24 protein-coding genes and 2 pseudogenes are annotated in these 20,929 nt (G+C 62.0%); 13 read left to right on the top strand and 13 right to left on the bottom strand.

Translation table 11 applies throughout. The annotated features are described in order from the left end of the window. Positions 1-56: 56 nt before the first annotated feature. Positions 57-986 carry a LysR substrate-binding domain-containing protein gene (locus ACO550_RS04400; protein WP_315591715.1) on the bottom strand — a complete coding sequence of 310 codons (930 nt, stop codon included), beginning with the start codon at positions 984-986 and terminating at the stop codon, positions 57-59. Positions 987-1,120: 134 nt separating this feature from the next. Here ACO550_RS04400 and ACO550_RS04395 point away from each other — a divergent pair, with 134 nt between their 5' ends. Further along, positions 1,121-1,525 carry a DoxX family protein gene (locus ACO550_RS04395; RefSeq protein ID WP_315591714.1) on the top strand — a complete coding sequence of 135 codons (405 nt, stop codon included), beginning with the start codon at positions 1,121-1,123 and terminating at the stop codon, positions 1,523-1,525. Positions 1,526-1,539: 14 nt separating this feature from the next. Next, positions 1,540-2,382, top strand: coding sequence for an aldo/keto reductase (locus ACO550_RS04390; protein WP_315591713.1), 843 nt, complete (start codon positions 1,540-1,542; stop codon positions 2,380-2,382). 43 nt (positions 2,383-2,425) lie between these two features. Here the strand turns inward: ACO550_RS04390 and ACO550_RS04385 are convergent, their stop codons facing one another. Continuing rightward, positions 2,426-3,331, bottom strand: coding sequence for a LysR substrate-binding domain-containing protein (locus tag ACO550_RS04385; RefSeq protein WP_315591712.1), 906 nt, complete (start codon positions 3,329-3,331; stop codon positions 2,426-2,428). A gap of 149 nt (positions 3,332-3,480) precedes the next feature. Between ACO550_RS04385 and ACO550_RS04380 the strand changes: the two genes are divergently transcribed. From ACO550_RS04380 to ACO550_RS04340, 9 genes are all read left to right on the top strand, one after another. Continuing rightward, a complete protein-coding gene (locus tag ACO550_RS04380; RefSeq protein ID WP_315591711.1) occupies positions 3,481-4,086 on the top strand; it encodes an FMN-dependent NADH-azoreductase in 606 nt (201 codons plus the stop codon). Positions 4,087-4,121: 35 nt separating this feature from the next. Continuing rightward, positions 4,122-5,024 carry an NmrA family NAD(P)-binding protein gene (locus ACO550_RS04375; RefSeq protein WP_315591710.1) on the top strand — a complete coding sequence of 301 codons (903 nt, stop codon included), beginning with the start codon at positions 4,122-4,124 and terminating at the stop codon, positions 5,022-5,024. A 173-nt stretch (positions 5,025-5,197) separates the two neighbouring features. Continuing rightward, complete coding sequence (locus ACO550_RS04370) at positions 5,198-6,052, top strand: pirin family protein (RefSeq protein WP_315591709.1); 855 nt, start codon at positions 5,198-5,200, stop codon at positions 6,050-6,052. Between the two features lie 64 nt (positions 6,053-6,116). Then, positions 6,117-7,559 (top strand): DHA2 family efflux MFS transporter permease subunit, encoded by a 1,443-nt coding sequence (locus tag ACO550_RS04365; protein WP_315591708.1) that lies wholly within the window; start codon positions 6,117-6,119, stop codon positions 7,557-7,559. 210 nt (positions 7,560-7,769) lie between these two features. After that, positions 7,770-8,339, top strand: coding sequence for a TetR family transcriptional regulator (locus ACO550_RS04360; protein WP_315591707.1), 570 nt, complete (start codon positions 7,770-7,772; stop codon positions 8,337-8,339). 55 nt (positions 8,340-8,394) lie between these two features. Further along, on the top strand, positions 8,395-9,240 hold the full coding sequence (locus tag ACO550_RS04355; protein ID WP_315591706.1) for an SDR family NAD(P)-dependent oxidoreductase: 846 nt from the start codon (positions 8,395-8,397) through the stop codon (positions 9,238-9,240). 109 nt (positions 9,241-9,349) lie between these two features. Further along, a complete protein-coding gene (locus ACO550_RS04350; RefSeq protein WP_315591705.1) occupies positions 9,350-10,207 on the top strand; it encodes an SDR family NAD(P)-dependent oxidoreductase in 858 nt (285 codons plus the stop codon). Between the two features lie 7 nt (positions 10,208-10,214). After that, a complete protein-coding gene (locus ACO550_RS04345; RefSeq protein WP_315591704.1) occupies positions 10,215-10,904 on the top strand; it encodes an NAD-dependent epimerase/dehydratase family protein in 690 nt (229 codons plus the stop codon). 340 nt (positions 10,905-11,244) lie between these two features. Continuing rightward, positions 11,245-11,943, top strand: a complete 699-nt coding sequence (locus ACO550_RS04340) for an isochorismatase family protein (RefSeq protein ID WP_315591703.1) — start codon at positions 11,245-11,247, stop codon at positions 11,941-11,943. 526 nt (positions 11,944-12,469) lie between these two features. Here the strand turns inward: ACO550_RS04340 and ACO550_RS04335 are convergent. Further along, positions 12,470-12,673 (bottom strand): annotated as a pseudogene (locus tag ACO550_RS04335) (ABC transporter permease); the annotation flags it as partial. Here ACO550_RS04335 and ACO550_RS04330 point away from each other — a divergent pair. After that, positions 12,660-12,788: a hypothetical protein gene (locus tag ACO550_RS04330; RefSeq protein ID WP_485994244.1), complete on the top strand. Its 129-nt coding sequence runs from the start codon at positions 12,660-12,662 to the stop codon at positions 12,786-12,788. The pseudogene ACO550_RS04335 and the gene ACO550_RS04330 overlap by 14 nt on opposite strands. 1,200 nt (positions 12,789-13,988) lie before the next feature. After that, positions 13,989-14,522: a methylated-DNA--[protein]-cysteine S-methyltransferase gene (locus ACO550_RS04325; RefSeq protein ID WP_315591701.1), complete on the top strand. Its 534-nt coding sequence runs from the start codon at positions 13,989-13,991 to the stop codon at positions 14,520-14,522. Between the two features lie 194 nt (positions 14,523-14,716). Here ACO550_RS04325 and ACO550_RS04320 read toward each other — a convergent pair whose 3' ends face one another. The 10 genes and pseudogenes from ACO550_RS04320 to ACO550_RS04275 all read right to left on the bottom strand — a co-directional run. Next, positions 14,717-15,433: a 2OG-Fe(II) oxygenase gene (locus tag ACO550_RS04320; protein ID WP_315591926.1), complete on the bottom strand. Its 717-nt coding sequence runs from the start codon at positions 15,431-15,433 to the stop codon at positions 14,717-14,719. A 38-nt stretch (positions 15,434-15,471) separates the two neighbouring features. Next, the gene (locus ACO550_RS04315; RefSeq protein ID WP_315591700.1) at positions 15,472-15,780 is read right to left on the bottom strand and encodes an Ada metal-binding domain-containing protein; all 309 of its coding nucleotides are present in this window, start codon (positions 15,778-15,780) and stop codon (positions 15,472-15,474) included. Positions 15,781-15,799: 19 nt separating this feature from the next. Then, complete coding sequence (locus ACO550_RS04310) at positions 15,800-16,504, bottom strand: 2OG-Fe(II) oxygenase (protein ID WP_315591699.1); 705 nt, start codon at positions 16,502-16,504, stop codon at positions 15,800-15,802. 14 nt (positions 16,505-16,518) lie between these two features. Beyond that, positions 16,519-17,583 (bottom strand): bifunctional DNA-binding transcriptional regulator/O6-methylguanine-DNA methyltransferase Ada, encoded by a 1,065-nt coding sequence (gene ada, locus ACO550_RS04305; RefSeq protein ID WP_315591698.1) that lies wholly within the window; start codon positions 17,581-17,583, stop codon positions 16,519-16,521. A gap of 83 nt (positions 17,584-17,666) precedes the next feature. Beyond that, positions 17,667-18,323 carry a DNA-3-methyladenine glycosylase gene (locus ACO550_RS04300; protein WP_315591697.1) on the bottom strand — a complete coding sequence of 219 codons (657 nt, stop codon included), beginning with the start codon at positions 18,321-18,323 and terminating at the stop codon, positions 17,667-17,669. A 2-nt stretch (positions 18,324-18,325) separates the two neighbouring features. Beyond that, a complete protein-coding gene (locus ACO550_RS04295; RefSeq protein WP_315591696.1) occupies positions 18,326-18,883 on the bottom strand; it encodes a methylated-DNA--[protein]-cysteine S-methyltransferase in 558 nt (185 codons plus the stop codon). Between the two features lie 42 nt (positions 18,884-18,925). Further along, positions 18,926-19,117: a hypothetical protein gene (locus ACO550_RS04290; protein ID WP_315591695.1), complete on the bottom strand. Its 192-nt coding sequence runs from the start codon at positions 19,115-19,117 to the stop codon at positions 18,926-18,928. Positions 19,118-19,201: 84 nt separating this feature from the next. Next, entirely contained in the window at positions 19,202-19,846 is a 645-nt protein-coding gene (gene alkB / locus ACO550_RS04285; protein ID WP_315591694.1) for a DNA oxidative demethylase AlkB, read from the bottom strand. Between the two features lie 2 nt (positions 19,847-19,848). After that, positions 19,849-20,541 carry a 2OG-Fe(II) oxygenase gene (locus ACO550_RS04280; RefSeq protein ID WP_485994419.1) on the bottom strand — a complete coding sequence of 231 codons (693 nt, stop codon included), beginning with the start codon at positions 20,539-20,541 and terminating at the stop codon, positions 19,849-19,851. Between the two features lie 35 nt (positions 20,542-20,576). Continuing rightward, a pseudogene (locus ACO550_RS04275) lies at positions 20,577-20,852 on the bottom strand (methylated-DNA--[protein]-cysteine S-methyltransferase); the annotation flags it as partial. Positions 20,853-20,929: the final 77 nt, after the last annotated feature.

The following is a 20,929-nucleotide window of genomic DNA, read 5'->3' as shown; positions in this document are numbered from 1 at the left end:
TCCTGCATGCGAGCGAATTGCTACGTGCAAGTATTATACTGTACGAACGTAAAATATTAATCGTTGGCACTCGATGCGGCGCCAGGACCGCTCGACGGGTAAGTGCGGACTTGCTCGATAAACCACCGGCCAGCGGGTCCTGGGGGCGATGCCGTGGGGTAGACGGCCGACATCTGCAGGTTGAGACCGCCTGGAGGGACGTCGTCGATCTGAAGTGCCACCAGACGGCCGGCATCGATGTCGTCCTTGACGACATGCAGGGGCATGCCTCCCCAGCCAAGGCCGCCCAGCAGGAATTCATGCTTGGCGAACAGATCCGCCAGCCGCCACGTCAGGCTGGAGAAAATACCGTGCTGCCATCCGGCGGAAAGCTCCGATCGATCCGTGAGCACGAGTTGTGTGTGGCGTGCCAATTCATCCTTGGCAATCGGGCCATCGATTGCCGCAAGCGGATGGTGACTGGCTGCCACCATCAGGAAGGCGACACTGCCGAGCCGTTCAGCGGAAAGATCGGGGGGCAGGGATGGCAGCGAACCGACGATGCCGACAGAGGCCCTGCCGTCGAGGACAGGTTGATAGGCGCTGCCGAGTGCCTCGACGTAAAGCCGAAGCGGCACCTCCGGAAATCGCGTCTGGAACGCCGTTGCCACGGCGGTGACGGTGTCGATCGGGAAAAACACATCGACGACGACCGAGAGCTCCGGCTCCAGGCCCTTTGCAATCCCTTTGGCGCGGGCCTTCATCCCGCTGATCCCACCGAGTACGCCACGCGCATCGGCCAGCAGGATGATGCCTTCGGCAGTCAGTTGGGGGTAGCGGCGGCTGCGGTCGAACAGCGGCACGCACAGCTGTGCTTCCAGGTCGGCCACCAGGCTGCTCACCATGGATTGCGCCCGAAAAAGCTTCCTCGCGGCGGCGGAGAAACTGCCCTCGTCGACGGTGGCGACGAACGCCCGAAGCTGGTCCAACGTTACGCCATCAAGCATGGTGATCCTATCGATACCTATCTGCCGGAGAGATGGAACGTATCGAAATATAACGGCTATTCATGGGGTGTCAAGCATGAGAAATTTCGCGCAACGGTTCGAGGAACCACTCTTAACTTGCGAAGGAAACAGACATGACAAAGTATTCACAAACCATTGCCACAGTTGGCCGAATCCTGATTGCCGCGGTATTCATCATGAGCGGACTGGGCAAGCTGGGCACACCGGCGGCCACCCAGGGCTACATCTCGGCGGTGGGCTTGCCGCTGCCGGTGCTTGGCTATGCGATCGCCGTTGCGACGGAAGTCGGCGGCGGACTGCTGCTGCTCGTCGGATACCGTACGCAGCTCGTCGCGCTCTGGATGGCGGCATTTACAGTGGCCACGGCCGTCTTCTTCCACAACAACTTCGCGGATCAGAACCAGATGATCCACTTCCTGAAGAACTTCATGATCGTGGGCGGCCTGCTGCAGATCGCGGCCTTTGGCGCAACGAAGCTCAGCCTGGATGCGCGCCGCGTGCGGCCGCGCACGGCCTGATGGACTGCGGCGAGATGAGCGGCTCGTCATCGGGCGCGGTACTCGCCAACGGCGCCCGCATTCCGTCCATCGGGCTCGGTACGTATGGCATGCGTGGCGACGGGCTGTCCGACATCGTCGCCGCCGCGCTGCATGCCGGGTTCCGGCATATCGACACGGCCCAGATGTACGGCAACGAGTATGACGTCGGGCAGGGCATTCTGAGGTCCGGCGTGCCCCGGGCGGAAGTATTCGTCACCACCAAGGTATGGGTCGGCAACTACGCGCGATCCCGGTTTGCGCCGTCTGTCGACGAGAGCTTGCGGAAGCTGCGCACCGACTATATCGACATGCTGCTCTTGCACTGGCCGGACAGCAGCGTGCCGCTCGCCGATCAGCTCGGGGTGCTGAACGATCTGGTCGCGGCGGGTAAGGTCCGGCACATCGGGGTGAGCAATTTCAATCGTGCGCTCCTTGCGCAGGCCACGGCGCTGTCCGCCCGGCCTCTGGCGACGAATCAGTTCGAGTACCACCCCTATCTGGACCAGCAGCGGCTGGTCGCGGCCACGCGTGACGCTGGCTTGTCCGTGACGGCCTATTGCGCAATGGCGGTTGGACGCGTCTTTGCCGAGCCGGTGCTGCAGTTCATTGCCGGTCGTCACCAGCGTGAAGTCTCGCAGATCGTCCTGCGCTGGCTGGTTCAGCAGGACGGTGTGGTGGCTTTGTCGCGAACAACGCGGCCCGATCGGTTGCGCGCCAATGCGTCGGTCTTCGATTTTGAACTGTCCGAGGACGAGATGGCGCTGATCTTCGCGCTGGCGTCAGGCCCTGGCGGACGTATCGTGGATCCACCGGGCCTGGCCCCGGACTGGGATTGAATGCGATCGGTGCCGCGACGCCATGTCAGCGGCTGGCGTCATGCTATCCGTGCGCGGGCACCGACTCTCCCAGCTTAGCCGAAAGAAAGTCCGCCACCGCGGAGACAGCTGGCGGCAGTGGCGGCCGGCTCGTGTAGACGAGTTGCAGGCCAAGGCCGGGGCTCGTGCGCCGATACGTCGGCAGCACGTGCACCAGCTTTCCCTGATCGATCACCGGCTCAGCCATCAGCTGCGGTAGCAGCGCAATCCCCAATCCCGCCTCGCAGGCTTGTGCCAGCACGCGCATGTCGTTGACCGCGAAGCGGCTGTTGATCGGCACTTCCTGGCTGCCGCGCGGGCCTTGCAGGCGCCACGTGCTGCGGCCCTGGCGATTCGAAATCGTCAGGCAGTCATGTGCCGCGAGTTCGCGCAGCGTGCGCGGCGCCGGGCGCCGCTTCAGATAGGCCGGGCTAGCGGCGAGGATCATCGAACTCGGCCCAAGCCTGCGCACCTTGAATCCGCTGCTGGTTTCCACGCCCATCCGCACCGCCAGGTCGATGCGTTCGCCAATCAGGTCGGTCGGCGTGTCGTCGAGCAGGAACTCGATGCTGATCTGCGGAAAGCGCGCGTAGAACTCGGTCAGCCATGTGATCGGCAGGATCTCGAAAAGACCGGCCATCGCCGCGATGCGCACGGACCCGGACGGCGCCTGCGCATCGCCGTGCAACCGTCCGATCTCCAGGATCTGGTCAAGCGCTGGCGCATACCGTTCGAACATCGTCTGGCCTTCCGTACTCAGCGACAGCTTGCGTGTCGATCGATGCAGCAGCCGTGTGCCGAGCTGGCCCTCGAGCTGATCGATGCGGCGGCTCAGCGTATTCGCCGGCATGTGCAGCCGCCGGGCCGCCTCGGAGAAGCTCCCTGCGCGCACGACCTGCACAAACAGCGCGAGGTCATTGAGATCGATCATGAGGTCTCTCCAAAAATGGACGAATCCAATCCGATTCTACTGTCTAGTGCAGAGCCATTTCCATCGCCATACTGGATTCACGCAGTCTGCAGACGTCCTGTCTCAGCCGAAACAACCCCTCGGGCACGTCCCGTTCGGAGAACACCCTCATGCAACTCCTGCACGTAGATTCCAGCATCCTCGGTCAAGGCTCGGTCAGCCGCGACCTGTCCGCCGACGTGGTTGCCACCTTCACGGGCCGTCAGTCCGGGCTGGCGATTTCCCGCCTTGACCTCGCCGCCACGCCGATCGGGCACCTGACGGCCGCGCATCTCGCCGCGGCGCAAGGTGCGCCGATCGACGATGCGTTGCAGGCCGATGTGGCAATGGGCCAGAACGCGCTGGACGAATTCCTGGCGGCCGACATCGTCGTCATCGGCGCACCGATGTACAACCTCGGCGTGCCCTCCCAGTTGAAGGCATGGATCGATCGCATCTCGGTGGCGGGGAAGACCTTCCGCTATGGCGAGCATGGCCCGGTCGGCCTGTGCGGCGGCAAGAAGCTGATCATCGCCTCGTCGCGCGGAGGCGTCTACAGCGAAGGCTCCGCTGCCGCCGCCTTCGATCATCAGGAAACCTACCTCAAGGCCGCCTTCGGCTTCCTCGGTATCACCGATATCACGTTCATCCGCGCGGAAGGCGTGGCAATGGGCGCCGATGCGCGCAGCGGCGCGATCGCTTCGGCAAAGAAGGATACGGCCGCGCTCGCGGCGTAAGGCCACGACGCCCCAACCCTCACAGGAGAAACTTCATGTCTGGCAAGAGAATCATCGCAGTTGTCGGCGCCACCGGCCATCAGGGTGGCGCGGTTGTGCGCGCGCTGCAGGCCAGCGGCCAATTCAAGGTCCGCGCGCTCACGCGCAATCCGTCGAAGCATCCGAACCTGGCTGACGAAATCGTCCAGGCGGATTTCAATCGACCCGAAACGCTCGAAGCCGCCTTCGCCGGCGCGTATGGAGCATTCGTGGTCACCAATGCCTGGGAGGCGGGTACGGACGAAATCAGGCAGGCCGTTGCCGCGGTCAATGTGGCCAAGGCGGCGGGCGTGCAGCACTTCATCTGGTCGACGCTTCCCGATGTCGAGAAGATCAGCCGCGGCAAGATCGATGTCCCGCATTTCACCGACAAGGCGAAAGTGGAGCAGATTGTCTCTGGCGCCGGATTCACACATCACACATTCGTGATCGCGCCGTTCTACTACCAGAACCTGATCGGCGCCATGGGCCCGCAGAAGCAGGCGGACGGCACTACCGGCTGGGCGTTGCCGCTTGACCCCGAACGCAGGGTCATCCATATGGGCGATATCACGGAGCTGGGCCGCCTCGTGGCCGGTGCGTTCGGCCAGCCAGACATCGCGGGGCACGGCCAGCACTTGCCGCTCGTCGGCGACTTCCTGAGCTTCAACGAGATCATCGCCATCCTTAACCGTCAGGGGAACAACGTCTCGTACAAGCATGTGCCGCGCGACGTGTTTGCCGGATGGTTCCCGGGCGCCGACGGCATTGCGGCCATGCTTGCCTACTTCGAGGCGCACACATATCTCGGGCCGGATTCGCTCGAAGCCATTGCGCTTGCCAACAAGGTTGCGGGTCGGCAGCCCACGAAGTTCGAGCCCTGGGCAGCGGAGCACTTCGCCACCGCCGCCGCTGCCTGACGCACGGCAAGCCGGACCTGAAGCCGTCCCTTTGCGAAACGGAGCGATACATGAGTCGAGTCTTCTCTCACGTGTTCCGGGGCGATGCGAAAACCTCGCCCCGGCCTTGCCAACGGGACGGCCAGTTTCCTGCCGCAGTGGCCGCTACAACAACATCACGTGGAGTGCATCCCATGAGTACCGTTTTTCGAACGCCGCCAGGCGCGCATCGCGCGGTGGGGCGTCACATCGTGTTTCGAACGCGCGGCCACGCACATGGGCCCGTCGTCCGCATGGTTAGTCCCGCCGACGTTGGCGAACGGATCAAGCCATTCGTGTTCCTGGACCTGATCGATTCGCAGGAGGGGTTGGGCCAGCGGGGCTTTGGCTGGCATCCGCACTCGGGCATTGCCACGTTGACGCTGGCAATAAAGGGCGAAGGCCGATTCTTCGAGTCCCTTGGCCATGAAGGCACCATGGTCGCGGGCGATGTGGAATGGATGAGCGCCGGGCGCGGCGTCTGGCACGCCGGCTCCGTCACGCCGCCGGTCAAGGCCTTCCAACTGTGGGTAGCCCTGCCGCCCAAGCGCGAACTGGCGCCGGCGTTCAGCCAGCATCTCTCGGCCGGCGATATCCCGTCGGATGGTCCCGCACGCGTGCTGATCGGCCGCAGCGGCGATGCGGTGAGCCCGATCGATGCGCCAGCGGGCATTCACTACTTCGATGTCCAGCTCAAGGCGGGCCAACGCTGGACCTATCAGCCGCCCAAGGGCTTTCTGGTAGGCTGGATCGCCGTGATGGATGGTAGCCTGTGCAGTCCGGAGACCATCGACAAGGGAGTACTGGCCGTGTTCGATCGATCCGATGCGGCCATCGAACTCGAGGCGGTCACCGACACGCGCTTTGTCCTCGGGTCGGCCATCCCACATCCCCATGCACTGCGGGTCGGCCACTACTCGGTGCATACGAGCGACGCGGCGCTGTTCGAGGGCGAGCGCGAAATCGCACGCATTGGCCGTGAACTGCGTGCCAGGGGCATCCTTGACTGAGCCGCGCCCATCATCCATCCGCCGCACAGCGTTGCGCTGGTGGCAACCAACGGGGAGCAGTGCAATGACGCATGGCATCGACGAACGCAGACGCTGGCTTGCCCTCGTCGTTCTCTGTCTGGGCGTGCTGATGATCGTCCTGGATACGACCATTGTGAACGTTGCACTGCCGTCCATTCGCGCGGATCTGGGCTTCACGGAAACCTCGCTCGTCTGGGTGGTCAATGCCTATATGCTCACCTTTGGCGGCTTCCTGCTGCTGGGTGGCCGGCTCGGCGACCTGTTTGGCCATCGGCGCCTTTTCCTGGCGGGCATCGCGGTGTTCGTGCTGGCGTCGGCGGCCTGCGGGCTTGCAAATTCGCAGGAGGTGCTGATCGCGGCGCGTGCCATACAAGGGCTGGGCGGGGCAGTCGTGTCGGCGGTGTCGCTGTCGCTCATCATGAATCTGTTCACCTCGCCGGAGGACCGTGCCAAGGCGATGGGCATCTACGGGTTCGTGGGCGGAGGCGGCGGCAGCGTTGGCGTACTGTTGGGCGGGCTGCTGACCAGTACATGGAGCTGGCATTGGATCTTCCTGGTCAATCTGCCGATTGGCGCCGTGGTCTACGCGGGATGCGTGATGCTTCTGCCGGCGGGCAAGCCGCCGACCGAGCGGTCCAGGCTGGACGTGGCCGGTGCCATCACTGTCACCGCATCGTTGATGCTGGCGGTGTACGCGATCGTGCATGGCAACGAGGCCGGCTGGACCTCCACGCAGACGCTCGTCCAGCTGGGTGCTGCCATTGTGCTGATGCTGGCCTTCCTCGTCATCGAATCGCGGGTGCCGCATCCGTTGATGCGGTTGCGGATGTTTGCGCTTCGCAATGTCGCCACGGCGAACGTGGTGGGCGTGCTGTGGGCGGCTGCGCTGTTTGCGTGGTTCTTTATCTCTGCGTTGTATATGCAGCGCGTGCTGCACTACAGCGCGATGCAGGTGGGGTTGGCGTTCCTGCCGGCCAATCTGATCATGGCGGCGTTCTCGCTTGGGCTGTCGGCGAGGATCGTGATGCGATTTGGCATTCGCGCACCGCTCTCGGCAGGCCTGTTGATGGCGGCAGCCGGACTGGTGCTGTTTGCGAGAGCGCCCGTCGACGGCAGCTTCCTGCCGGACATCCTGCCAGGCATGGTGCTGTTGGGCCTGGGCGCCGGGGTGGCATTCAATCCGGTGCTGCTGGCCGCCATGAGTGACGTTGCGCCCGATGAGTCCGGTCTGGCCTCGGGCATGGTCAACACGTCGTTCATGATGGGCGGCGCGCTGGGCCTGGCTGTCCTGGCGAGTCTGGCGGCCATACGTACCAATGGTCTCGCCGCCATGGGAGCAGATGCCATTTCCGCGCTCAACGGCGGCTACCGTCTGGCGTTCCTGCTGGGCGCGATTGCGGCAGCGGTGGCTTCGGCGCTTGCTGCGGCGTTCGTGCGTACGCGTGCGCCGGCGTCGGACACGACATCATCCGCCGCCTCCATATGAGGCAGCACGAGAAGATGCAAGCTGGAATCGGCCCATTTGGGCGAAGTCCATACCACGCAGTGCAACGGCGGTTCTCGATCATGTCTGTCACGCAACGTTGGTCTTCGCAGTGTTGTTGAGAGGGGGGCAGAATTCCTACCCGCAGCCGTTGTCTTTTATCGAAAGGTCACTATAATTGAGTGCGTAATCAGTCTTTATTTGATCGTAGTCATGGCACGTCCTCTCAGTCCTGAAAAGCGCAGCGCCTTGTTGCTTTCGGCAGCCCGCGCCGTCGCTGAGCATGGCGTACAGGCCACGACGGCAAGCATTGCGCGCAGCGCGGGCGTTGCCGAAGGCACGTTGTTCACCTATTTCGAGAACAAGGAAGCGCTCTTCCAGGAGCTTTATCTGCACCTTAAACAAGGCCTGGCGGAAGCGATCATGCCGGATTACCCACACGAGGCCGACTACCGACAGCGCATGGCGCACCTTTTCCAGCGCTATGTCGGGTGGGGGCTGAACAACGCGGCGCAGCGCGCGTCGCTTTCGCGGCTTGCGGCATCGGGGCTGGTGCTGGACGAGACACGGATCAAGGGGATGGCGGAGTTCCTGCCCATCTCCCGAATGATCGAGGTGGCGGTGCGCGAGGGTGTGGTGGTGGATGCGCCGATCGAGCTGCTGACCTCGGTTATCGAGAGTCTCGCCGACACAACCATCGACTATGTGAACAAGTATCCCGAGGGCGCCGAACGCCATCGGGAGCTTGGTTTTCATCTACTCTGGAAGTCGTTGAGCGCCTAAAAAATTTCGGAGATAGATGAGTGAGTACGCAATCATTAAATTTAAGGAGTGCAGCATGTCGATTCAGAAGTGGTTCATCACCGGCGCGTCCGGGGGTCTGGGGCTTGCTCTGACGGAGAAAGTGCTGGCGCAGGGACATCCCGTGGTGGCGTCCGTGCGTCGCATCGAGGCGATGCATGCGTTGCAGCAGGCTTACCCGGGCCTGCTCGAAGTGGAAGCGGTCGACGTGACGGACCCTGACCAGGTTCAGGCCGCGGCGGCACGCCATCCCGATATCGACGTGGTGGTCAACAACGCCGGTGGCGCGGTCATCGGCGCGGTGGAAGAGGCGAGCGAGGCCGAGGTCCAGCAGCAGATCGCGCTCAACCTGCTCGGGCCCATCCACGTGACGCGTGCGTTTGTCGGGGCCTTCCGGGCGAGGAGACATGGCACATTCATCCATGTCAGCAGTGTCGGGGGACGGGCCGGCTTTCCCAGCGGCGCCCTGTATCACGCGGCGAAGTTCGGCCTCGAAGGCTTTGCCGAGGCGATGAGCCAGGAGATTGCCGAGTTTGGCATCAAGACGATCATCATCGAACCGGGTTCCATCAAGACGGGCTTCGTGGCCAACATCCGCTGGACGCAGGAGATTGACGCCTACAAGGACAGTGCGGTTGGCAAGCTACGTCGCTGGATTGCTCAGGAAGGCGATGACCAAGCCTCGGGCGATCCCGTGAAGATGGCCGGCGCCATCTATGCGATGAGCCAGATGCAGGATCCACCGTTGCGCACGGTGCTGGGTGCGGATGCCTATGCAGTGTTGGAAGCCGGCTACACCCGGAGCCTGGAAGCGTTGAAGGCGCAAAGGGAGTTGGCCGAGTCCGTGATGTTCAAGGACAAACGCGGGTTCATGCCCGAGTGAGCGGCGACGAAGCAACGCCGAGACAGGCGGGCGACCCGGCATGAATGGGGATTCCCCGCATTCCATTCGCCAGGATGGCGAATTCGTAAGGATAAAGAGGTAAAGCATCATGACCAAAGTCTGGCTGATTACCGGTGCAGCGCGCGGTTTGGGGCGCACCATTCTCGAGACCGCGCTGCGCGATGGCGCCAGGGTCCTGGCCACCGCACGCAACACGGCGCGGCTGGCCGATCTGCAGGCGCGCTACGGCGAGCAACTGGCCACGTTCGAACTGGACGTCACCAACGAAAGGCAGGCGCACGATGCCGTGTCGGAAGCGGTGCACCGCTTTGGACGGCTCGATGTGCTTGTCAACAATGCCGGCTACGGCCATATCCAGCCATTCGAATACATGCCGGCCGACGACTTCCGCGCCCAGATCGACACCAATCTTTTTGGCGTGGTGAACCTCACCCGCGCTGCGATTCCCGTGATGCGTGCGCAGGGCAGCGGCCATATCTTTCAGGTGTCGTCAGCCGGCGGACGCGTGAGCAGCCCGGGTCTGTCGGCCTATCAGGCAGCCAAGTGGGCGGTGGGCGGCTTCAGCGATGTGGTGGGCAAGGAAGTCGCGCCCTTCGGGATCCGCATCTGCACGCTGGAGCCCGGCGGCATGCGTACCGAGTGGGGGCACGAGGCACGCTCGACGCTTGAAGATCTGCCGCATGACTACCAGGCATCGCTGGGGGCCTTCAAGGCACTGATCGACGCCTATGTCGGCCACGAAGTGGGCGACCCCGAGCGCATCGCGATGCTGATCGTCGGGCTTGCATCGCGGGCAAATGTGCCCGCGCGACTGGTGCTGGGGTCCGATGCCTGGCAGGTGGTGGAAGCAGAAGAGCAGGGGCGCCGCGAAGCCATGCAGCGTTGGCAGCCGGTAACGATTGCGGCGGACTTCGGTGCCGCATCGCCTGCCTGGCCGGTGGAGTGAGGTCGCCATGCGCGTTGTCCTGATTGGAGCAAGCGGCATGGTGGGCCAGGGCGTGCTGCGCGCGTGCTTGAGGGCCAAAGACGTCACCGAGATCATCGTGATTGGCCGGCGTCCGCTGCAAGGCTACGACGATCCGCGACTCCACGCCGTCATCGTGCCGGATCTTGGGGATTTCCGAGCGGCGGGCGACGTGTTCGCCAATGTCGATGCCTGCTTCTTCTGCGCGGGCGTTTCCTCGTTCGGCATGGCGGAGAAAGCCTACCGCGCGGTGACCTACGACCTCACGCTACACGTCGCGCACCGGTTGCTGGCCCGCAATCCGCGCATGACCATGGTGTACGTGTCCGGCGCCGGCGCAGACAGCAGCGAGACGGGCCGCTCAATGTGGGCCCGCGTTCGCGGCCAGACCGAGAACGCCTTGCGGCGCTTGCCGTTCCATCGTGTGGCTATCTTCCGGCCCTCGGCGATCATTGCCGAAGCCGGCATTCAGTCGCGAACGCGCTCGTATCGGTGGATGTATGTGGTGCTCAAACCGTTGCTCGCCCTGATGCGCCGTGTCTCGCCGGACAGCGTACTGACTACCGCCATCATTGGCGACGCCATGCTCAACGCTGTCCGACGCGGCGCACCACGCGCCATCCTGACGCCCAGTGACATCCATGAATTGGCGTCCTCGCCAGGTGCAAGGAGCTTGTGACACGTCAGACGGCAATAAGAACTGGTCATGGAACTCCGGGTCGGGAGGGCGATAGATGCCGTGCCACGCAGACGTTCCTCGCCATGGCTCGTTCAACTGCCATCTTTGCATTCACGCTACGACTACTGGCAGGGGTATTTATGCTGAAGTCTAGTTATTCAATTAAGTTGAATAACATTGACAGCAATAGCCCACTTTCTCCGGGTTTGCCATCGCTATAGTTCTGCACATGGACAGCGCAACAACGCAGCGACGCCAACGAAGCGGCGCAAACAAGCGAAGCCAGCGCTGCCAGCATAACCTCAAACTTATTGAATCATTTTTTATACCGGAGAGCACCATGTCGAACGCCAAGCTGCAAGTCCTGACCCCGCGCAACAGCCAGCTGATCATCATCGACCACCAGCCGCAGATGGCCTTCGGCGTGCAGTCGATGGACCGCCAGACCATGAAGAACAACGTGGTGGGCCTGGCCAAGGCAGCCAAGATCTTCGACGTGCCGACCACCATCACCACGGTGGAAAGCGATTCGTTCTCCGGCTACACCTACCCCGAGATCCTTGACGTCTTCCCCGGCAAGCAAACGCTCGAACGTACCTCGATGAACTCGTGGGACGACCAGAAGGTGCGCGACGCGCTGGCCGCCAATGGCCGCAAGAAGATTGTCGTGGCCGGCCTGTGGACCGAGGTCTGCAACACCACGTTCGCGCTGAGCGCAATGCTCGAGGGCGACTACGAGATCTATATGGTGGCCGATGCCTCGGGTGGCACGACCAAGGAAGCGCACGACTACGCCATGCAACGCATGATCCAGGCTGGCGTGGTGCCGGTGACCTGGCAGCAGGTGCTGCTCGAATGGCAGCGCGACTGGAAGAACAAGGAAACGTACGACGCGGTGACGGGTCTGGCCAAGGAACACTCGGGCGCCTACGGCATGGGCATCGACTACGCCTACACGATGGTGCACAAGGCCGCGCAACGTACCGCAACCCTGCATGAGTCGATCGCTCCGGTCCATGCGCCGGTGACTGAGTACTGAAATCCACGGTCGGTGGCGCGGCATTGAGAGCCGGGCCACCTTGAACAAGCGCAGGGGAAGGGCGGTAACCGCTATGACACGCAATCACAAACTCGGTCGCAAGCTGGAAATGGCCGCCGTCGCCTTCGCGACGGGATTTTCATCTCACGGGCACACCTCGTCGTCTCTCGGTGTACTGGCTGGAACGCTGGCGGTTTGCGCCCTGGTCGCACGCCGTACGCACAGCAAACGCACACCGACGGCGGGTCGGATATTACTGCGCTCGGCATGACATCCGCAAACCTTGCATACCAAGCCGCGCGTAGTCAGAAAAAAGGCGCGGTCGCGGTAAGCCACGGCGCGCATGGAGCTAGTTTCTCCTGGGGCGCCGACGCCTTCCGGATCTGGTTCGTGGCGCTATCGGGGCTCGCCGCTTGGTGCCGCTGCTGCTCCAGTACGACAGCAACAGCATCGGCGCTTACGCGTATTGCTCGCACCGCGCCCATTTCGGTGCGTGCGCGCAGGTCGATCGACTTAGTGATGGTGGCTACCGCTCGCGAAGTCGCCGCACCACACGGTCTCCGACTGCCTGCACCACGGTGACCAGTGCAATCAGGATCACGATGACTATGGCCATGGCCGTGGTATCAAAGCGCTGGTAGCCGTAGCAGATGGCCAGGTCGCCCCGAGCGATTCGGCTCGCGCTCCATTGAGCGATGCGTTCGCGAATGAGCGCCATGACTGTCGCCGTGATTACCGGACCGGAGATGAAGGACTTTGCCGTAGACGAGGGACTTTCAAATTTCAGCGAGACTGAGCAGATTCAGGCCTACGAAACGGCATTCGGCACGACACTGAAAATATAGGCCCATGCAATCGGTGCCGTGACAAGGCATTGGGAAATTCCAACGCGGGACAAACATCTTTGTTGGAGAAGGCGGCAGACTGCTACGCATTGAATCTGGGTATGATGCGATGCAAAGTGACTAAAAGATATCATTTACTGTCGATTTCTAATAGAAACATAGAAAAAACAATGACTTGGATTCGGTTGAGTCATTCCTTTGTTTTCACCCAGTTGCCTCATTTGTTGTAGTACGGTGGTACAGATTGGATCTAAAAATGCGATTAACTGCCAAAAAATATTTCACCCACACTGTCGTCGCTTCGCGACGCCGTATGCTCGCAAGGGTGGAAGTTTGGCCATGATGACGAGCGCGCTCAGGCGCCGGGTGAGGAAGGAATACGCGTGCGGCTGTTTGGTGCGGCATTAGTTCTGCTTCCCGAGACATGCCTGAGCGTTCAGAAGCGGCCACGATTGCGGACAAAGGACATCCTTTAGGATGTAGAGATGAAATACAGCTCCTGCGCTGTATTCCACGAATACAGATTCTGTTGCGTAGGTTGGGGAATTTGCGCAATTAACGATTCACGACGGGATTCGATATCTATGTCCAAGACGGTCATACCTGAAGGAAGAACATCCTGGTCTTTCGCCGGATCCCGCAGAGTGGGTGCACTCGTTCCTTTTGGGCGGTGGACCGACAGTAGCCCTTCGATTCGCGCCCGACGTGGCCTAGTAGGCAGCCGGCCCTTCGGCGAGCCGAACTGATACGTTTTCACACACCCTCGACCCTTTGGCGACAGTCAGGCACGACCAGCCAAACGGCGCAAGACAGCCCGGTAGCGGTCATCTAATTTCTTCCTCTTAAATGGCAGTTGTGGTGATTGCTCGGCGTCAGAAGGAGTAGCTGACCGACAGTTCCACCTGCTGCCCCGATCCATGCAACCACTGGGTTGGGTTGCCGAACGGCCCATTGCACATTGGCTGTGTGAGCAACTCCATGCGCATCTCGATATCGGGAATTTAGATAGGAGATGGGCGCACCAGGCGCCCCAATCCTTGCGCTCGAAGTATCTAAGATTCAGACGCAAGAAACAGAGAGCCCTACGCCAGTTGGGCACATATCGTTTGTACCGATGCGCAGCACAGCCTTCTGGTCAGCAGGCCATTAATGAAGCGCACACTCCTCCAACCTGAGCATTGATGCATCGGACAGATCGCCATGAACAACGGAATCAGCTTTGACGTCCGAGAGACGTCGGTGGGCATCGCCTTGATTGCCATCAATGTCCGAGGCGTTTGTGGCATCTATCTCGGCTATGAGTCAATGGAGTTGATGGGAAAGTTGTGCCACGACTTCCCAACTGCCGAATTCGAACCAACCGTAGGCAGTCAACGGGAAGTCGTGGCGCGAGTCCTCGCATGCATTGAGAACCCACTCGAAGACTTCGATTTGCCGCTCGATATCCGAGGGGGAGATTTCGAGCAGATGATCTGGGCCTCGATCAGGCTGTGCTCGCCCGGTAAGACCCTCACGCCTGCCGCTATTGCGCAGTTGATTGGCGCGTCCTCCTCGGCGGCCGCGAACGTGGAGCAAGTCTGTCGTCGCAACAAGCTGGCGGTAGCTGTCCCGTGTCACCGCGTTGTCACGTCCGACGGCGCGCTTTCAATTTGCCGATGGGGCGAGAACATTCAAAGAGCCCTGCTTATCAGGGAGCACGCTTCTTGTGTTCTCGGTAAGACAGGCACTCACTAGGCACCGGAGGGGCGTGGACTTGAGGCAACTGTTTTCGATCAGCAATCTTAGGTTCCGCAGTGACATTATCGTCGCTGACGAATCAACTGCGGTGTCTGACCGCGCCATCGGCCCCTCCGGCTTGATGAACGAATTTCATGACGGTCGCTGTGGTGCTTGTGCGCGGAGCGTTTAGCTGGGTCAAATTCAACACGTCATTTGGCATCGTGGAATATGATGCCCAGCGTATGCCGCTGCCCCCGGTGCAGTCGGCTGACCCCGTGGCGCAAATTGGCCCGGTAGAAACCATGCGCTGAACGTACAGGCCGGTAATTGACGGCCAGCACCACGGCATCGCCCCGGCGCAAAGGCACCACGTCGGCCCGGCCGGGCCGCTTCGGGTTGTTCTCATTTAGTAGCAGCTCGCCACCCTCGAAGTCGCGCCCTGGCTCGTTGAGCAGGAAAATCGCTTGGAACGGAAAGACGTGATCGCCGTACAAGTCCTGGTGCAGACAGCAATAGTCGCTGGCCTGGTACCGCAGAAGCAGCGGCGTGGGCCGCCGCTGGCCGGCGGCGTGGCATACATCCCGAAACTCGTCGTGGGTCGCGGGAAAACGCACCTCGATTCGCATCGCGGTGTGCCATCGGTTGGCAATAGGTGCCAGGTGGGGGTAGAGCGACTGGCGCAGGCGCCCGACCATATCGGGCAGCGGGTAGCTGAAGTACTTGTACTCGCCTCGGCCGAAGGCGTAGCGCTCCATCACGATGCGGCTACGAAAGCGCGTCTCTTCAAAGTAGTAGCCCGCAAGTTCTTCGCACTGGGCGGGCGTCAACAGCGAGGGCAGTACCGCGAAGCCATCGTGCCCCAGATGGTCTTCAATAGCACGCCAGTCTGCTGCGGCAATCCGGGCTTCGGGTAGGTCGTGCGGCATGAGATTGTCCGCTCTTGCGGAGATAGGCAGTAGTGCGCTCATGCGCGCGCCTTCTTTCGGGTGCTGCCCGAGGGGTCGGTAGGCTGGTTCTTTTTCCAGGCCGCGTATTCCTGGGGCATGCAAACAGCGCACGGTCTGTAGCCGGCAGCGATGGCCGTGGCCTCGTCGGCAAAGAAAACGCGATGCTTCACATAGCCGCCATGGGCAATCGCCTGCAGCGCAGCGCGGCAATCCATGCGGCCGTATAACTTGCCGCCTCGATGGCCCCCGAAGATGCCGGGCATGGCGCTGGAGTACGGCTTGCCATCTGGCCCCATCAGCATGAATGTCTTGTCCGGTGTCGGCATGTGCACTGCCCCTTCTGCATCACGGTGCATCGTGGAACGACAGTTCCAGTCCGATGCGCTCGCCCATGCGGACGCGGCTGATGGCGTGCTTGAGATTGACCTGATAGTAGCCCTTGGTACCCTTGAAAGGGCGTTTCGCCGTGGCGATGACAGCCACATCGCCAATCCTGAGCGGCAACACCGCCGGACGCGACTGCATGCGCGGGCGCTGCTCGGTCATCACGAACTCGCCTCCCTGGAAATCGACGCCCGGCTCGGACAGCACGGCGACGATCTGCATGGGAAACACCTGCTCCCCGTCATTGCGCTGATGCAACGATACGTGATCTTCGAAGCCGAGCCGACTTAGATGGGATTGCGCCCGCGTCTGGCCTGCCTTCCGATTGCGCAGCAAGAAGTCTTCCAGTTCGGCCGGATAGTGACGATCGACGCCCAGGGTTTCGTTCCAACGGTTGGCAATGATGACCAGGCGACGATAGAGGGCTGTGCGCCACTGGTCGAGCGGCGCCGGCAGGCCCTTGCTGAAGACCAGTAATTCACCGCGCCCGAGGCCACTGGATGCCAAAGCCACTCTATCGACATCAGACGCAGAGATCTGTTGCGCGAGATCACGCGCCGCATTGGCTCCCAACAGGCCGGGCAGCACGGCATAGCCTTCGGCATCGAGCTGCAGGCCGATGTCCACCCAGTTCAGGCGATCGAGGGTCGTGTCGGACGCAGTCATGGGACAGCTTTCCATCAAACCTGGGCTTCGCGGCGCAGCAGTTCGCGCTTGCGATCAACGCCCCAGCGGTAGCCGGCCAGATCGCCATCACGCCGCACGACGCGGTGGCACGGGATAGCCACGGCGATATGATTCGTGGCACATGCCTGTGCTACGGCGCGTACCGCCTTGGGCGAACCGATGCGCTCTGCGATCTCGGCATAGCTCACGGTCGTACCCGGCGGGATCTCGCGCAGCGCGCGCCAGACGCGCTCCTGGAAAGCGGTGCCCTGTACGTCCAACGGCAGGTGCAATCCCATCGCAGGCGCTTCGATAAAGCCTACCACCTGGGCAATCAATTGCTCGAATTCACCGTCGCAGCCGACGATCTCCGCCTTGCGGAATTGGTCTTGGAGGTCGCGCACCAGTCGGTCGGGATCGTCGCCCAACAGGATGGCACAGATGCCGCGCTGGCTCTGCGCAACCAGAATGGCGCCAAGGGAGCACTGGCCCACGGCAAAGCGGATGACGGCACCGACACCACCGGAGCGATAATCCCGTGCACGCATGCCCAGCAACTGGTCGGAGGCTTCGTAGAACCGGCTGTTTGAGTTGAACCCGCTATCGTAGATTGCGTTCGTAATGGACGCATTCGGGCTGCTCAGTTCTTCGCGCAGCTTGCGGGCGCGATAGGCCGACGCGTATGCCTTGGGCGTCAAGCCTGTTTCAGCCTTGAAGAGTCGATGGAAGTGAAACGGACTCATGCCGATTTCATTCGCCAGGTCATCGAGCTGAGGGGGCGTTTCCGATGCTTCAATCATGCGGCAAGCACGGGCCACCAATGCTGCGCGCTCGGCTGCCGCACTGGTCTGGTCACCATGTGCACGGCGGCTGCAGCGGTAGCCCGCAGCCTCGGCGATTTCGGCCGAGGCGAAGAACTCCACGTTCTCGCGCTTGGGCAGCCGCGCCGACGAACTTGGCTGGCAGTACACGCCCGTGGTGCGCACGGCGTAGACGAAATGGCCGTCGGCACCAGCATCGCGCGCCTGTACGGCCGTCCAGCGGTCGTCTTCCGTTTCGTAGGCAATGGTCGTCTTCATGGCAGAAGTCTTGTTATCATCAATCACACAGCCAGAATACGCGGGCTTTCTATCGCAAGCACTCCGATTCTTGCGGCCGATATTCATCGACGGGGCAGGCGCCACAGATACCAGGCAGCCGCCGTCCGGAAAGGGCTCCAGGCCTCTCCGATCGCCCGCATCTGGCGCGGCGTGGGGGCCTTCTCCAAGCCCTTCAAGCGTCCATAACCCTCCCGCACGCCGAAGTCGTCCACTGGCAGGACGTCGGAGCGCTCCAGCGAATAGATTAGGAACATTTCTACTGTCCAGCGCCCTACACCTCGCAGCGACGTCAGGCGCTCGATCAGCACCGCGTCAGGCAGGCGCCGGGCTTCTTCGAGGCCCGGCACAACGCCTTCGACAGTAGCCTGGGCAATCCGCCGAATGGTGGCCAGTTTTGCTGCCGAGAAGCCGCAGGCGCGCTGCAATTCAGGGTCGCTGGCCAGCAACAGCTCAGGCGCCGGAAAAGACACGCCCGGGTAGAGCGCCAGCAGGCGCCCCAGGATTGCATCTCCGGCCTTGGCGTGCAGTTGCTGATAGGCAATGGCCCGCACGAGTGCCTCATAGGGCTCGCGCGCTGGCTTGGCCTCATGGCGACAAGGCCCGATGGCGGCAATATGGCGAGCCCAGTCCTCGTCCAGTTCGGACAGGAACTTAACGGCCCGCCGGTATGCACGCGGTGACAGGTCGGCGGCAATAGTCTTTACATTGGTCCCGCTCAAGATCAGAACCCCGGCAGCATGGCAGTCTGCGATTTGAGCTCCTTCTCCTTCACTGCCATCGCCTTCTCGTGCTCCAGCAGCCAGCGCTTGCGGTGCAGGCCCCAGGCATAGCCCTTGAGGTCGCCATTGCTCGCAATGACGCGGTGGCACGGCACGATAATAGCGATTGGATTGGCGCCGTTGGCCGCGCCGATGTCGATGGCCACGCGCGGGTCGTCGAAACCCAGCGCCTTGGCCAGTTTGCCGTAGGTCGTGGTCGTGCCCACGGGGATGCGGCGCAGCGCGGCCCAGACCTGGCGCTGCAACGCCGATCCAGACGTTTCAGTCCGCAACACCTTCAGCGCATCCAGCTCGCCATCGAAGTAGCGGGCCAGTGCATCAGCAATCTCGGCCGGGGCCGGGATCTCAATCAGTTCCACCTCGCCATAGTGCTCGCGCAGACCGCGATGCAGCCGCACCTTGTGGTCGGCGAAGTCGAGCGCACGCACGGCCTGCTGCGCATCGGTCACGAGCAGCATGGCGCCCAGCGGTGAATCCAGTTGGCTGAGAAACAACTTCATGACGCACTCCTTCTTGAATGAATCGAATTGCTCGTTCGTGGATCATTTCAACCGCGTCACGCCGAACTCGCCAAGGAGGTAAGCCTCGCCACCTTCCAGATGCAGCTCGATATCACCGTCGTCGTTAGTCAGCCATCGCGCTTCGCCGATATCGACCAACGACTGAAAATAGGCTTCGACTTGGCGGCGCGCGTCAGGCAACTCGCTCGGCAGTTCTGCGGAAAGCATGTTCATAGGAAACCTCGGCGGCCACTGTCACTCTAGTGAAGCCACCGCGGGAAGAAACTCCGTCTCTTGCGGTTGAATTTCGGGAACTGGCTAGCCCGCTTTTCGGAACGTGAAATTAATGCGCTGGCTGCCCAGCAGCGCGTGAGGCCCATCCTTGAGTGGCATTACGCCGTGGTAGCGCAGACGATCAGCGCCGCCCCACACCACTACGTCCCCGTGGTGGAGCGGAACCTTGATCGTGGGGTCAGTGCGCGCGTGGCCACCGAACAGGAACGTAGCCGGCATGCCCAGAGACACCGAAACGATCGGCGCCTCACAGGATTGCTCGTTCTTGTCCTGGTGAAGCGAAAGTCTGCTGCCAGGCATGTAGCGATTGACCAGGCAGGCGTCGGGCTCGAAGTCGTCAAAGTCCGCTTCAGCAGCAGCCTCATTTGCCAGCCGAGCAAATACCTCCGGCATGGCAGGCCACGGCTTTCCCGTATTGGGATCGACGGTGGTGTAGCGATAGCCGCGCCGGTCGGTCGTCCAGCCCAGCGCGCCGCAATTCGTTAGCGCGACCGACATGATGAAGCCGCCCGGCGTGACCATGTGACGAAAAGGTGAAGTCGTCTCGATGCCCGCAACGGCGGCCATCAGGTCGGGCACAAAAGGCAGCGCGAATCCGCGCAGCACCACTGCGGCAGGACCGAGGCGGTGGTGCTCCGCAGGTTCCCCAAAGAGTTCGAGCGTTTCCATGCTCACCTCGCATCGTGAAAGATCAGGCCAACGGTGTGACGCTTGCCGCTGCGAATGCGGCTGACGCCATGGCGCATGGAGACTCTGCGAACACCCCCCCGCACCATCGCAGGCCGTTGATTAACGGTGAACACCACCGCGTCACCCTTGCGCAGCGAAACCACATCCGCACGCTGGCCTTTTGTGGAAAGCTCCGTCATGACGAACTCACCGCCCGCGAAATCCTTGCCGGGCTCCGACAGCAGGATGGCCACCTGAAGCGGAAAGACGTGCTCGCCGTATAGGTCCTGGTGAAGGCAGTTGTAGTCGCCCTCACCATACTGGAGGATCAGCGGTGTCGGCCGGTTTTGGCCCGCCTGATGGCAACGCTGCAGGAATGCATCTAAATCATCCGGGTACTGCACGTCGATTCCCAACTGCAGATTCCAGCGATTGGCAATCGGCGCTAGCCAGGGGTACAGTCCGTGGCGTAGCTGTTCGAGCAGCGGCGGCAACGGGTAGGCGAAGTACTTGTATTCGCCGCGCCCGAATCCATGGCGAGCCATGACGATCCGCGTGCGGTAGCCTTTCTCATGGGGGTAGAGCGCAGCGAGCGCATCGCATTGCTCCCATGCCAGAAGGCCGGGCAACACGGCGTTTCCATAAGCATCGAGCGAACTCCCGATGCTCGCCCAGTCGTAGGCCTCTATTGACATGGCAAGGTCGCAATTTGCCACGGATTTCATGTTGCTCACGCCACAGGTCCGGCTGCTTCTTCTGCCAGCAGTGCATGCTTTCGCTCGACACCCCAGCGATAGCCAGAGATTGAGCCATCGCTACGCACCGCGCGATGACATGGAATTGCCATCGCCAGCACATTGGCTGCATACGCGCCCGCCACGGCACGAACTGCCTCCGGTACGCCGATGTCGCGCGCCACATCGGTGTAGCTGCGGGTCATGCCTGCCGGGATGCCGCACGGTGCCTGCCAGACCCTCTGCTGGAATGCTGTGCCACCGATGCCGAGATGGATGATGCCCATGGCGAACTGGATGGGGCGCTCCATTGGGCTGCCTGGAGTACGGAAGTTGTACCTAAGCGCGG

The organism is Cupriavidus sp. (genome assembly GCF_057315035.1).
The sequence above is the reverse complement of the archived record's forward strand: the minus strand, read 5'-3'. Positions and strand labels throughout refer to the sequence as shown.